General features: G+C 28.3%; 17 protein-coding genes. 10 read left to right on the forward strand and 7 right to left on the reverse strand.

Going from position 1 to position 14,042, the window contains the following annotated elements:
* Positions 1 to 2 precede the first annotated feature (2 nt).
* From OTK55_RS02720 to OTK55_RS02730, 3 genes are all read left to right on the forward strand, one after another.
* Positions 3 to 362, forward strand: a complete 360-nt coding sequence (locus OTK55_RS02720; protein WP_274870445.1) for an RNA polymerase Rpb4 family protein — start codon at positions 3 to 5, stop codon at positions 360 to 362.
* A gap of 140 nt (positions 363 to 502) precedes the next feature.
* Positions 503 to 1,321 carry a 16S rRNA (adenine(1518)-N(6)/adenine(1519)-N(6))-dimethyltransferase RsmA gene (gene rsmA, locus OTK55_RS02725; RefSeq protein ID WP_274870446.1) on the forward strand — a complete coding sequence of 273 codons (819 nt, stop codon included), beginning with the start codon at positions 503 to 505 and terminating at the stop codon, positions 1,319 to 1,321.
* A complete protein-coding gene (locus OTK55_RS02730; RefSeq protein ID WP_274870448.1) occupies positions 1,318 to 1,911 on the forward strand; it encodes a HemK2/MTQ2 family protein methyltransferase in 594 nt (197 codons plus the stop codon). Before rsmA ends, OTK55_RS02730 begins: the two co-directional genes overlap by 4 nt.
* 48 nt (positions 1,912 to 1,959) lie before the next feature.
* On the opposite strand, the gene OTK55_RS02735 is transcribed toward OTK55_RS02730, so the two are convergent.
* The 5 genes from OTK55_RS02735 to OTK55_RS02755 all read right to left on the reverse strand — a co-directional run bounded on the left by OTK55_RS02735 (position 1,960) and on the right by OTK55_RS02755 (position 5,726).
* Entirely contained in the window at positions 1,960 to 2,667 is a 708-nt protein-coding gene (locus OTK55_RS02735; RefSeq protein ID WP_326520445.1) for a YczE/YyaS/YitT family protein, read from the reverse strand.
* Positions 2,668 to 2,763: 96 nt separating this feature from the next.
* On the reverse strand, positions 2,764 to 3,438 hold the full coding sequence (locus OTK55_RS02740; protein WP_274870450.1) for a class I SAM-dependent methyltransferase: 675 nt from the start codon (positions 3,436 to 3,438) through the stop codon (positions 2,764 to 2,766).
* Between the two features lie 12 nt (positions 3,439 to 3,450).
* The gene (locus tag OTK55_RS02745) at positions 3,451 to 4,305 is read right to left on the reverse strand and encodes a hypothetical protein (protein WP_274870452.1); all 855 of its coding nucleotides are present in this window, start codon (positions 4,303 to 4,305) and stop codon (positions 3,451 to 3,453) included.
* Positions 4,302 to 5,243, reverse strand: coding sequence for a hypothetical protein (locus OTK55_RS02750; protein WP_274870453.1), 942 nt, complete (start codon positions 5,241 to 5,243; stop codon positions 4,302 to 4,304). Before OTK55_RS02750 ends, OTK55_RS02745 begins: the two co-directional genes overlap by 4 nt.
* A 150-nt stretch (positions 5,244 to 5,393) precedes the next feature.
* Entirely contained in the window at positions 5,394 to 5,726 is a 333-nt protein-coding gene (locus OTK55_RS02755) for a hypothetical protein (RefSeq protein WP_274870454.1), read from the reverse strand.
* Positions 5,727 to 6,100: 374 nt separating this feature from the next.
* Here OTK55_RS02755 and cfbA (OTK55_RS02760) point away from each other — a divergent pair, with 374 nt between their 5' ends.
* The 6 genes from cfbA (OTK55_RS02760) (at position 6,101) to amrS (ending at position 10,139) form a co-directional block, all read left to right on the forward strand.
* A complete protein-coding gene (gene cfbA / locus OTK55_RS02760) occupies positions 6,101 to 6,619 on the forward strand; it encodes a sirohydrochlorin nickelochelatase (RefSeq protein WP_274870455.1) in 519 nt (172 codons plus the stop codon).
* Complete coding sequence (gene cfbA, locus OTK55_RS02765; RefSeq protein WP_274870456.1) at positions 6,616 to 7,062, forward strand: sirohydrochlorin nickelochelatase; 447 nt, start codon at positions 6,616 to 6,618, stop codon at positions 7,060 to 7,062. Before cfbA (OTK55_RS02760) ends, cfbA (OTK55_RS02765) begins: the two co-directional genes overlap by 4 nt.
* Before the next feature lie 171 nt (positions 7,063 to 7,233).
* The gene (locus tag OTK55_RS02770; RefSeq protein WP_274870457.1) at positions 7,234 to 7,632 is read left to right on the forward strand and encodes a Zn-ribbon domain-containing OB-fold protein; all 399 of its coding nucleotides are present in this window, start codon (positions 7,234 to 7,236) and stop codon (positions 7,630 to 7,632) included.
* A complete protein-coding gene (cfbA, locus tag OTK55_RS02775) occupies positions 7,604 to 8,086 on the forward strand; it encodes a sirohydrochlorin nickelochelatase (RefSeq protein ID WP_274870458.1) in 483 nt (160 codons plus the stop codon). Before OTK55_RS02770 ends, cfbA (OTK55_RS02775) begins: the two co-directional genes overlap by 29 nt.
* Positions 8,087 to 8,183: 97 nt before the next feature.
* A complete protein-coding gene (thiL, locus tag OTK55_RS02780; protein ID WP_274870459.1) occupies positions 8,184 to 9,188 on the forward strand; it encodes a thiamine-phosphate kinase in 1,005 nt (334 codons plus the stop codon).
* Positions 9,189 to 10,139: an AmmeMemoRadiSam system radical SAM enzyme gene (gene amrS / locus OTK55_RS02785; RefSeq protein ID WP_274870461.1), complete on the forward strand. Its 951-nt coding sequence runs from the start codon at positions 9,189 to 9,191 to the stop codon at positions 10,137 to 10,139. It abuts the gene before it with no gap.
* A gap of 41 nt (positions 10,140 to 10,180) precedes the next feature.
* Here amrS and OTK55_RS02790 read toward each other — a convergent pair whose 3' ends face one another.
* Positions 10,181 to 11,977 carry a DUF2207 domain-containing protein gene (locus OTK55_RS02790; protein WP_274870462.1) on the reverse strand — a complete coding sequence of 599 codons (1,797 nt, stop codon included), beginning with the start codon at positions 11,975 to 11,977 and terminating at the stop codon, positions 10,181 to 10,183.
* Between the two features lie 217 nt (positions 11,978 to 12,194).
* Entirely contained in the window at positions 12,195 to 12,749 is a 555-nt protein-coding gene (locus OTK55_RS02795; RefSeq protein ID WP_274870463.1) for a LemA family protein, read from the reverse strand.
* A 145-nt stretch (positions 12,750 to 12,894) separates the two neighbouring features.
* On the opposite strand from OTK55_RS02795, the gene OTK55_RS02800 reads away from it, so the two are divergent.
* A complete protein-coding gene (locus OTK55_RS02800) occupies positions 12,895 to 14,022 on the forward strand; it encodes a radical SAM protein (protein ID WP_274870464.1) in 1,128 nt (375 codons plus the stop codon).
* The last annotated feature ends 20 nt before the right edge of the window (positions 14,023 to 14,042 follow it).

Raw genomic sequence — 14,042 nt, forward strand, 5'->3', positions numbered from 1 at the left:
TGATGATTGGAAAGAAAGTCATTGATACCCAACCAGTAACAATATCCGAAGCAAGAGAAATTCTAATGAAAAAAGTAGAAGAAAAAGCTGACGAGAATAATGAAGTCGATGGCCACCAATTTACATATGAACAGAATTTAACTATTGATTATGTCAATAAGTTTGCACTACTAAGCGCAGAAGATGCAGCAGAACTAAGAGGTAAATTAGAAGAATACCTTACACCAGTGCAAGCAGTTAAAGTAGTGGATTTAATGCCTGAAGATCTTGATGACCTCAGATTAATATTCGCAAAAGAAAGAGGAAACTTCGATACTGATACACTAGAAAAAATACTAGATTTACTTGATCAGTACAGGTAAATTCCTCAACCTTTTTCCCTACTTAAATTCTTTCAAAAAACAATACCCACCATCAAATAACAAGAAATATCTATAAATAAATATTTTATCTATTTTTTTAAACATTATGAAATTTAATTTAGATTTTAAGGATAACTAGCATGTTAAACAATACAAAACAAATACTAGACAAATATAACCTCCGATTAGATAAAAATAAGAGTCAAAACTATTTAATTGATAATAATAAATTAAATTTAATTCTAGAAAATGCTAATATACAGCCAGATGAAACGATACTGGAAATAGGTGCAGGAATAGGAACATTAACAATACCTATGGCAAAAAAAGCTGGAAAAGTAATAGCAATAGAAAAAGATTCAAATATAGTAAAAGTTTTGAAACAAAGGATAAAAGATGAAAATATTGAAAATATTGAGGTTATAAATGAGGATGCACTGAAAATAGAATATCCTTCATTTGATAAAGTAGTATCAAACTTACCATATCAAATATCATCACCTGTAACATTTAAACTACTTAAATATCCTTTTAAAAAGGCTATTCTAATGTATCAATTAGAATTTGCTGAAAGAATGCAGGCAAAGCCTGGGACAAAAGAATATTCCAGATTAACTGTTGCATTATATTTCAGGGCAGATATCCATATTATTGATATTGTTCCACCAAATGCATTCATACCACAGCCTAAAGTTAAAAGTGCAATTATTGAATTAATACCACAGAATTGTGAAGAACCTACAAAAATATTTGAGGACACAACACGTGCATTATTCCAACATAGAAATAAGAAGGTAAAAAAAGCATTAATACAATCCGCTCATGAACTTAAAAGTGATAAAAAAGAGCTTAAGAAGAAGTTAAATGATGTTGACGATGAAATACTCGAAAGAAAAGTATTTACTTTAACACCAGAAGAAATTTTAGTATTAAGTAAGAAGTTAGAGGCAATATTATGAAATACAATAATATAGAATACACAGAATGTGATGAAGTATACCCTCCTGCAGAAGACACCTTTCTATTAATAGATAATCTTGAAGTTAAAGAGGATGATGAAGTACTAGAAATTGGTACTGGTACAGGTATTGTTAGTATTGCCGCATCATATACTGCAAAGAATGTTACTTGTGTTGATATTAATCCTCATGCAGTTAAATGTGCAGAAAAAAACATTGAACTTAATAATAGAAGTAATATTAATGTTTTTGAAAGTGATTTATTTGAAAATATTGATGTTAAATATGATTTAATCCTATTTAATACACCTTATCTACCAGTGACCGAGGAAGAACATGATTCATCTGATGACTATAGTAAAGCATGGGATGGCGGTCTTGATGGCAGACAGGTTATTGATAAATTCATAGAACAAGTCGGTGAATATCTTAAAAATAATGGTCGTGTACAATTAATTCAATCATCACTAAGCAATAATGATAAAACAATTGAATATCTTAATAATCATGGTTTTAATGCTAAAATTAGTGCTAGTGAACATCAATTCTTTGAAGATATTACATTAATCACTGCTAAAAAAATAGAATAGATAGATTATTTTGGATTATATTATAAAATCATTCAAATAACTAACTTATTATTCTTCTTTTTTTGTATAGCCCATTTTGTTTAATAATTTTACTACTATATTTCTGTAGAATCTTACTATATATCCTACTACTATTCCTGCTAATATGGTTCCTAAACCAATTCCTTTGAATGTTCCAAATAGTACTAGTGACAATATTATACCTATTACAACGTTACTTGTGTCAAACATTGTTTTTATTTTACCAAATTCTATGTTTGTTACTTGTTTTACTGCTAATGATACTCCTTCTCCTGGCAGTACTACTGCTTTAGAGTTTACTTCCAGGAATACACCTACTGCTATTACAAAACAACTTATTATACATATTATCCATTTATCTAATTCTGTTGTTGGTGTTAAAAAGGTCAATATGCCTAATGCGTAGTCTATGAAGTATCCGAATATTGTGGTTACTACTATTTGCATTAACTGTATTCTTTGGAATCTTGATCTTAGTAAAATTATCTGTATTGCTATTAGGAGCATGTTAAAAATAACTGTTATTGTTCCTAATGATAATGGACATGCAAAGCTAAGAACGTTAGGTATACAAGATATAGGAGTTGTTCCCAAATCTGATTTTACAGAGAGTGCAACTCCAAATGACATTATGAATAATCCAATAACTAAAATTGTATAATTTTTTAATAATTCTTTAAAGTTTATTTTATACAAATTAACATTAATAAGACTTTTAAACATCATTTTCTTCATCTAATCATCATTATTACTTATATTAACCATGGTATAAAAAGATGAATAATTTTAAAAGAATTACAGTTAGTTATATGATAAAAATTGTTATAATATCTACTTTTGTCCACGTATCACAAAATATCGGTAATATTTAAAAAATACATCTACATCTCGGTATCCTATACTCTCATACCAATTAATTGTATCTTGTAATGTTGCTGGCTGGTCTAATTTTCTTCTATTTCTTAGTACTTGTTTTTCTTTTTCAGGCATGTCTTGTTTGTTAAGGTATTGTTCATCTTGTTGTTTATATAATTTCTCAGTTAATGATGTCATTCCACGTACTTGGTCTGCATTTACAAATATTCCGTTTTCTTTGAGATTATCATATATTTTTTGATATAACTTTTGTTTTTCATTATCTGTTAAGTGATGTATTGATAATGAGGATATTATTATATCATATTTCTGTGGGAACTCATAGGTGGTATAATCTGCTTCTATGTATTTGAAGTTATTTTTGTTACTGAATTTCTTTTTTGCTTTTTCCAACATTTCATTGGACATGTCTATTAGTGTGATGTTACTTTTCGGATATTGTTTATGTATCATCTCGGTTAATATTCCTGTTCCTGCCCCTAAATCTAGTATTTCCGGTTGGTTGTATCCTTTTGTTTGGTCTATTGCTGTTTGGTAGAATATATCCATGTAGGGTATTGCATGTTTTCTGTAATTATCATATTCTTCTGATCCCTTGTTAAATGCATCTTTAACTTTCTGATTTTTCATGTTTTATCATTCCTATGTAGATATTTTTAATGTTAATATGTATATTTGAGGGTTTTTAATAGAATTTAAATAATTCTTTCTATTATTTGTATCATATGCTAGGTAGATTTGTTTTTTGTCACTGTTTATATGGATGTATATTGTGTCGTTGTCCTTTCGTATTAGTTGTTCTAGTTTTTGGTTTATTTCTGTTATGTTCTCTTCTGTTTTTCCAGTTATTGTTTCATTGTATGTATTTGTTAATATATAGTCTGTGTCCTTGTCTACTATAATATAGTACGTTCCTTTGTTTAGTGTTGATTTATTAATGTTAAATGCTTTGCATGACCATTCTTTATTATCTTTTTCATGATGTAATGGACATGTATTTGAGTAGTTATGATTATATATACTTGATATATCATATCCATAATCAATTATTACAGGTGCTTCCATCGAATATACATTTCTATCAATACTTACACTACCTCTTGTTGCGATTATTGTATTATGATTTGGATTATTTTTTGGATGAATACTTAATTCATAATTTGTACCCGTAGGTAGAAGATTACTTAATAATTGATTATTACTTTTTAGTTTCATTAGTTTATCATAACTTATCATTGAGGAAGTGCTATTTTTTCTCAATCCAATTATTTTTATATTATTAAGGCTTTCATTTTCCCAATTATGTGGTGTTCCCTCTGTTTTTATAATAGTATTTAATGTATCAGTTAGTATCTGGTCAGTTTCATGATTATTTAATGATGAAACCTGGTTATCATTAATATTATCTATCGTATATATTATTATTCCCAGAATTATCGTTAATAATATTAAATATAACATCAAATCTGTTATTATTAGTTGTCCCTTTGAATTCATAATCCATATTTAGTTTTATGTCCATCGTCAAGATAGATTACCATTGTATTATTTATTACTATCCTATTACCATGATATTGGCTGTTCGGTGTTGTGTTTAGTAATACATGATCTACAGATACCGGTGCACTTGTTACATTTTTTGTTGGTAATATGAATGTTTCAAGTCCCATATCCTTACAGGCTGTTTTATTTTCTAGTCTGCAGAATATACATAGTCCATCATGGCTTTTATGATAATAATGATTAGTTATACAATCCATTATGGTTGTGTTGTTATGTCCATGTTTTTCATATTCCTGATATGGACATTCTCGTATAATGTACCCCTGTGTTGCATTATCGTATACTTGACTATTATTTGTATTAATTATCTCCTGTAATTGCTTTCCATAGTGTATATTATTATTTGTGGGTTTGATTCCTGTTTTCAGTGTTGGTAGTGGATCATATACAGGGTACTGTGAGTCTGTTAGTGGAACATGTTCTTGTTTTGTTATTTTTACAGTTGACTTGTTATTGTATGTTGTTTTTATTGTGTATTCTATTTCTATTTGAAATGGATTCTCAGATGGATTTAGGTTGTTTATTTCACAGTTTATATTGCATCCTGTTTTTTTCTTGTAATCTATTTCCTTATTGTCTATTTCTTCTTGTATTTTATTTTTTATTGTTGTTCTACTATTTGTTAGTGGTTTATCATCTTTTACTGTTTGTCTTGTTATGTCTGATAGTGTTTGTTTTGTAATTTGCGGTATTTCTTCTTGAAAATCATTTGTTACACTTGTTAGTTTATTTGATTCTATGGTTTCTGCTGTGTTGTTTATATAATAGCTTTGCTCATCAATAGTTATTATTAGTAGAAGTATGATTATTAGAAGCAACATTAGTAGAATCATACTTGTTATATATCCATTATTATCTTCAAGTATTTTCATATTTTATATAATCTTCACATTATTCTAAAAAATATTACAATGAATATATGTTTATTTTATAATATTTATATTAATATGTGTATTATATTGTAAAATTAGTATTGAATGTTATGTTTTTTGGAAAGAGTTAAAAAAAAGAATTTAATATTTTTAAGAAATATCTAAAGAGTTTACTATTACCTTGAGTTTATATTTCTCTGAGTAATATTCGTCAGATGCTCCCATTATATCTAAGATAACTCTCATATTACCATCATCCAAAAATGATAGTAATCTTGATTGGAAATTACCCCATTGTTCTTGTATTTGGGTATCATTATATACTCTACTTATTGCAGATATATCCTCAGACCATTTTCCTGCATTATGATACTCTAATTTCTCCTCAACAGGAAATCCTTTCGTAGTTATTCTTATTGATACTGATATTTCATTATTTTGTGATAACATATCTATTATTGAATAATGAATTATTTTATCCATATAAATCAACTCCTATTAGTAGTTTAGATTTCCTAAATTAGTTTACTAATTAATAATATGATTTATACCTATTTATAGTATCTCTTTAATCTCATCTTATTTTAATTAATATTATATTTTTCATCTTTTATATTATTCATTAAATCATTGTTCATATTTATTTTATTTATATTAATACTCTAAATTTAGTATTATTTAATATATTTACCAGAAATTTCAATAAGACGAAGAATCAATGAAAATTTAGATAGAGTAAAGTTATTACTAATTACCCCTTTTTCCTAAAAAAAGTATTAAATAGTTTTAAATATTTTGTTTAACAAATTAATAACAACAATACATATTAGTAATACTATTATTATGGGGAAACCACCATGAATACAAAAAATGAAAAAACAGGAATACTTTTAGTAGGTCATGGAAGTAGCCTACCTTACAATAAAGAATTATTAGATACATTATCTGAAAAAATAGAGAAGAATCTACCAGAATACACAATTGAAGTTGGATTCATGCAATTTACTCAGCCTACTATATCTCAGGCTGTCAATAACCTAAAGAAAACAGGAATAACTAAAATAATAGTACAACCAGTATTCTTAGCAGATGGAATACATACAAGAGTAGATATAAGAAAACAATTAGGACTCAAACCATTAGACACTGAAATACCTATAATAGAAGGTATAGAAAATAATAAAAAAATAAGAAAAACTAAAAAACGGGAAATAATACCAGTAGATTTTGATGGAGAAATCATATATCTAAACCCTTTAGGACCTGATGATATTATAGTCAACATTATTAAGGAAAGAGTTGACAAATATTTATATCCTCATCCAAAACAAAATATCACCAAATTAAATGAAGTTGTGGGTGAAAAGATAATATGAACGACAAAAAACAGGACTCTGGAATTTTATTAATTGGACATGGTAGCAGATTACCTTATAACAAAGAAGTAATTGATAAAATAGCAGAAAAATATTCCGAAATTATGCCTAATTATAATATAGAAGTAGGATACATGGAATTATGTGAACCTAGTATCTCACAGGCATTTAATAAACTAAAAGAAACAGGAGTAAATAGAATAATAGTACAGCCCGTCTTTTTAGCAGATGGAATGCATACAAAAGCAGATATACCAACATTATTAAAATTTTGTGCTAAAGGTTCAGAACCAGATAATGTTAATATTGAATCATCAGATAATAACGAGATTATAAAGTCAGAATCATCTGCATTTACTGGTGAACTAATTTATCTTGAACCAATAGGTCCTGATGACGGTATAGCAAATCTCATCACCCAACGTATACAGGAAAATTTATAAATAATTTCTTGATTAATAAAAAATTGTATAATTTATTCTTTTCTTTTTTAAAAAATTATGTTAATAATACTAATATAAGGTAAGTTTTTAAATGATTAAAAATAAATAGATAGTAAATAAATATATAATTATTAAGATAACTAATATCAATTTTAAGGGAGGATTTAATATATGAGTGATATTATAAAAGGATGGCGTCATAGCGATCAGAGATATAATTTAATAGGAACAAAGTGTAACAAGTGTGGATGTACTTTTTTCCCAAAAAAAGTAGTATGTCCAAACTGTAGAAGCCATGGTGAAATAGAAGACATCCAATTTAAAGGAACAGGAAAAATATACACTTATTCTATAATACACAGCGCAACAGATGACTTTAAAAATAATTCCCCATACGCAGTAGGAATTATAGAACTAGATGAAGGTGCAAAAATAACAGCACAAATAGTAGATTGTGATTTAAACGATTTACACATAGGTGACGAAGTAGAAGTTGTATTTAGAAAAATAAAAGAAGAAGGCAAAGATGGAGTTATATCATATGGATACAAATTCAAACTCAAAGAATAATACAGGAATACTACTAATAGGCCATGGAAGCAGACTACCCTACAACAAAGAAGTAGTTAACAAAATCGCAGAAAAATATTCAGAAAAAAATCCTGAATATAACGTAGAAGTAGGATTCATGGAACTAGCAGAACCAAACATACCAACAGCATTCAACAAACTAAAAGAAACAGGAGTAGATAGAATTATTGTAACACCTGTATTTTTAGCTGATGGAATGCATACTAAACGTGACATACCTAAAATATTAGGTCTTGAACCAGAAATAGAAGAAACAAACGAAGAACACCATCATGACCACGAACACGGACATGAACACGGACATCATCACCATCATCATGATGAAGAACCACAACACGTAGAGTTTGATGGAGAAATAATATATACAAAACCTCTCGGCGCTGATGATTTAATAGTAGATATCGTTGCAAGTAGAGTGAATGAACATTTATAAAATAATAACTCAATCTCCTCCATAAATCTTTTTTTTATTAAATTAATAGTAAAGAATCTTTTTTTTAAACTAAAAATAATTATAATACATGATAATTATGAAAATATCAGAACTAGGAGAAAGAAAATTAATAAAAATACTTCTTGAAAAAAGAGATGAAAAACTAACAGTTAAAGATGAAAGAATAATAGAAAGTTATCATGATGACGCGGCTATACAAGAAAATAAGCAGAAATACACAGTACTATCCACAGATATGCTAATACAACATACCCATTTTCCTAAACAGATGACATATTACCAGATGGGCGAAAAAGTAGTGACTGTAAACGTTAGTGATATCTTAGCAATGAATGCAAAACCCGAATCTATACTAGTATCTATGGCATTACCACCAACAATGCTAGTCAATGAATTCAATGAACTAGTAGAAGGTATATTAGATAAATGCAGTGAATATAATATCACTCTTATTGGTGGAGACCTAAATGAGAATGATGAAATTATATTAACAGGGACAACAACTGGGCAAATAAATAAAAACATTAAATTACAAAGTAATATACAAGAAGACAATTTAATAGCTGTAACTGGACAACTTGGAACTCCAGCAGCAGCACTAGACATCCTAAATAGTAATGAAATCATAGACATACCAGATAATGAAAGAAAAAATATCATAAATAGTATTCTTGAACCAAATCTTCCACTTAAAACATCAAAATTCCTACAAAAACACCCTGAACTTGTTACAAGTATTACAGACATAACTGATGGTTTAGCAATAGAACTAAAACACTTGCAAGAAAAAAATAACCATTTAGGATTCCAAATAATTAAAAATAAGCTACCTTATAACAAATATATCCAAAAAATAGCTGATTGTAATAATAAACCATTGAATGATTACTTATTACATTTTGGAGAAGAATTTGAATTACTATTAACACTAGATTCAGAAGAATATGAACAATATCGTGAAAAATTAGTGGATGTAACTGTTATAGGTAGAGTAAATAATAGTAAATTAATAACTATACTAGAAGATGATTGTCTTAAAGAAATAAAGATAAAAGGTTATGAACATTTAAAGGATGATTAAATGAATAGATGTAATATTTGCCCAAATCATTGTAGTTTCGATGGTAACTCAATATGTCAACAAACTCCCATATATGATTCTGAGGATGCGATATATACTACTGCAGTAGCTATTGATCCGATAGAAAAAAAACCATTATATCACTTTCTTCCAGGTACATTTACTTTATCAATTGGTACTCTTGGATGTAACTTAAAATGTTTAAATTGTCAAAATCATACAATAGCCCAGCCAGAGCAAAGTATTCTTGTTCCTACAACAACATACACTCCAGAGGATATTGTTAATCAGGCAATAGAAAATAATCTTGAAAGCATATCCTGGACATATAATGAACCAACAATTCATCCAAAATGGATTATAAGTACTGCTAAAGTAGCAAAACAATATAACATTAAAACAATAGTTGTTTCTAATGGTTATACTAGTGAGGAAACACTTGCAGATTTAGTTAAATATGTTGATGCTGTAAATATTGATATAAAAAGTATGAGTAATGATTTTTATAGAGAGGTTTGCTCTGGTCTAGTTGATCCTGTTTTAAACTCTGTTAAATATTACGTCAAACATGATGTACATGTAGAATTAACAAATCTTTTAATTCCAGGATATAATGACACTACCGAAGATATGAGAAATATTATTAATTTTGTGGGAAACACTTCTAAAGACATTCCTCTTCATTTCACAAGATTTTATCCTAACTTTAAATTAATGGATGTTGAAGCCACACCTGAAAGAACAATATCTAAAGCCTGTGATTTAGCCCAGTATCTGGGAATTAAATATGTTTATCCAGGAAATGTATCACCATCATATAAGGATAATACATATTGTAAACATTGTAGACACGTATTAGTAGAAAGAAACGGGTATGATATTAAAAGTTATGTTACAAGCCAATGTGCTTGTCCTAATTGTAGTCATAAAGCAGATATAATAATTAAATAAATACTATTTTTAAAAAAAAAGTAAGGGTATTTGGTAGAGTACTAGAATACTCCACCTCCACCTCCACCAAATCCACCAGATCCGATATCTCCAATGTCTCCAAAGGAACCAGGGTCAGTATCAGTTTCCGGCGTGTTTAATGTATTAAATGATGAATACATTATAGCCCATCCACCATAATATGAGAAGTATAATGTATCATAGTCAGAATAGTACTCCTCTGATACGTTATATTCTTTGAAGTATTTTTTCATGTTTTTATTTACTTCATCAGCACATCCTAGTGCTGTTGCATATACTAAGTATCTTCCCCAGACTTGCACTGATTCTGGAGGATATTCTTTAATTAAACTATAATCTTTAAGATATTTCTTGAAATTTTCCCATTTATCATTAAATTCTTTTCCTTCAGGCGTCCATCTTCCCATAATTCCATTTGAATCAGATAATAATATTAGTACTGATTCTATAAGCACTAATACTCCTAATATGAAAACATTTGATAATTGTGATGAAGAATCAATAAATACGAAGAGAATTATTATTCCTAATATTGCAATAATTATTGAAACAAGAGATATTAAGTTCATTATAGAATCACCTGTATCATCAAATAATTCTTTTACTCTTGCTGATGTTACTTCTTTATTAACATCTATTTCCCATGCATCCATGAATTGTGAAAATTCTCCTCTATCGCCCTCAGATATACTTTTTAATGAAATATTACCTTTTTTATCTTCATATCGTTTTAAGTATTTGATAATATCTTTTTCATATTGTTTAAGAGATGATTGATCTTTGTCTTTCCTCTTAATAATCATATCATTATCATTACCAACAATTACTTTATAGTATTTTTTATCTATTAAATCTAATAGAGTGGCTTGAAATCCATTTAAATCTGAAGTTCCTATAGGCTTACCTATCATAGCATTTACAAATACGGCTGAATCATTTGTAGGTAATTGGCTTTCATAATCTGCCTTATAATCTATTTTAGGCTCCCGGCCATACTTATAATAGACTCCTACTGGTACAAATAATAATATTACAAATATTATTTCAAGTACATAACACATATTATCCTGGAATTGGATACTATTTGCATAATCTTGTTGATCTTGTTCTATAATAGTTTTTGCATCTTTATTTATTACATCAGCATTTTCAGTACTGTTGAAATATGATTTTGGTATTAACATTCTTATTTCAGTATTTTGTCCTGAGTCTAAATGATTATATACAGTTTTAAGTGTATTATCAGAGGTCCATGTGCTTTCTTTAACATCACTTGGAGGATTATTCCATAATTCCACTTCATTATGACTTCCAGGTAACTGGATATAAGTTGTTAAATTATCTACACTAGAATCCCATCCGGAACCCCATGCCATGTACTGGTATTCAGCAATATCATTGTATATTTTTACTCCTTTATTGAAGTTATAATGATATATTATACGTACATCCTCATCAGACACTTTTTGTGTTTTAGCTTCATCTTTATATAACCATACCTTTATCTGTACATTATTAGATGAATTTATTACTTCCACTGTATTATAGTACCCTGGAGTTTCTACAGATATATTATCTATACTCTGATTACCACTTATTGTCACATCACGATAAACACCATTTACAGTTCCACTAATCTTATATGTTACATCCTCTGCTATTTGTGTTGCTCCGTTATCTTGGATTGTGATATGTTTTTCCACATTTCCTAAATTGTAGCTACCCTCTTCAGCAAATGAAAAAGGTATACATAAAAGTGTTATTACCATGACTAGAATTAGAAACTTTCTAAGACTACTTGTTTTTAATCTTTTCATAGTATATACCTCATAATTTATTAAAAATTGTTAATAGTTTCTCTTTATTATGTAATATATTTATTTGTCTTTTAAACTTGTTGTTGATAAAATAAAAGTAGATTATGAGTGAGATATAGTTTAGATATTTATGACAAACTTACATTATATGAATAAAAAATAATTTTAATTAATTAGAAAATAATATAAAAAAAATAAAAAAAGAGAAATTCTGGAATTAGAATTTTATATTTGGTGCTGCACGAGTTCCTTCCTGTGCTTCAAAGAATTCTGATTCTTCAAAATGGAATATACTTGCTACTATATTACTTGGGAATTGTTGACATAGGTTATTATATTTTAGTACGGTGTCATTATAGAATTGTCTTGCATAGGATATCTTGTCTTCTGTATCAGATAATTCTTGTTGTAATTCTAGGAAATTCTGGTTAGCTTTTAGATCAGGATATGCTTCTGCTACTGCAAATAAAGATTTTAATGCATCTGTTAGCATATTATCTGCTTCAGCTACTTCTTTAACACTTGAAGCATGTGCCATGTTTGATCTTGCCTGAGTAATTTGTTCAAATGTTGATTTCTCATGGCTTGCATATCCTTTAACTGTTTCTACAATGTTTGGTATTAAATCATTACGTCTTTGTAGCTGTACATCTATTTGACTCCATGCATTAGACACTCTGTTTTTACCATTTACTAAATCATTGTAGTATTTTACTAGTAATAATATAATTGCAATAATTATAATTACAATAATTATCAGTAACCAATCCATTGTTATAACCTCCTTATATTAATAATAAACCTACTTATTGTATAGTTTATACTATTTATTCATATTTTCTATTATATAATATAAAAATTTATTTATTAGATATCCTTATATTAATTAAATACTAATAAATATTGGAGGGATTTTGATGAGCACATATAAAGATTTACAGGTATTATCTGATGCGGCATATTATGACCGTTGTAATTATGTTAATTATAATGTGGATAATGTTCTTAAAGAAACAGATAAGATTAAAGACGGTATTTATCATGCAAAAGCCGGAAATATGGATGTACCTTTATTCAAAGTATTATTAACAAATCAGTGTAATAATGATTGTGCTTATTGTACTAATTGTATGAATCATAAATATCAGCGTGCTCGTCTTAGTCCAGAAGCTCTTGCACGTATATATATGAAATATTATGAGAATGGTACTGTTGAAGGTCTTTTCCTTAGTTCTGGTATAATAAAAGATGCTGATACTACCATGGAGGAAATGATTGAAGCAGTTAGCTTACTACGTAACAAATATTCATATAAGGGCTATGTTCATTTAAAAATTATTCCTGGTGCTAGTAAAGACCATATTAAATATGCTATGCAATTAGCAGATAGAGTTAGTATTAATATTGAAGCAGCAACCAGGGATGGATTAAGTGACCTTAGCAGTACTAAAAATTATGATAAAGATATTTTGAAAAGACTTGACTGGATTGATAATCTTCATAGAAGAAATCATAATCTGGCAAGTAGTGGACATACCACACAGATTATTGTAGGAGCTAATGAGGAAACTGATGAAGATATTTTAAAACAGGTTTACCACCTAACACAGAAGTATGATGTGCTGTATAATTACTTCAGTAACTTCAAACCTCTTGAAGGAACACCACTAGAAAACCATGAAGCAGGCGACCCTCGAAGAACAGGAAGATTATATCAGGCAGAATACCTATTCACAAAATACAATTATAACAAAGATGACATAATACTAGATGACAATGGAAACCTAGAACTTACAAATGACCCAAAATACACAATAGCATTACAACACATGGAGGACTATCCAATAGATGTTAACACGGCAAAATATAAAGAATTAATCAGAGTACCAGGCATAGGATTAAAATCAGCACGAAGAATAACACACCTACAAAAAGAAAACAAAAAAATCACGAGCCTAAAACAATTACAACAACTAGGAGCTAATATTAAAAAATGCAAAATATTTGTAAAAGTTGGTGGGTCATATCAAAGTACCTTGATATAAAAAAAATAGATTGAAATTGT

The sequence above is a fragment of the Candidatus Methanosphaera massiliense genome, from assembly GCF_028890305.1.
Lineage (GTDB): Archaea > Methanobacteriota > Methanobacteria > Methanobacteriales > Methanobacteriaceae > Methanosphaera > Methanosphaera massiliense.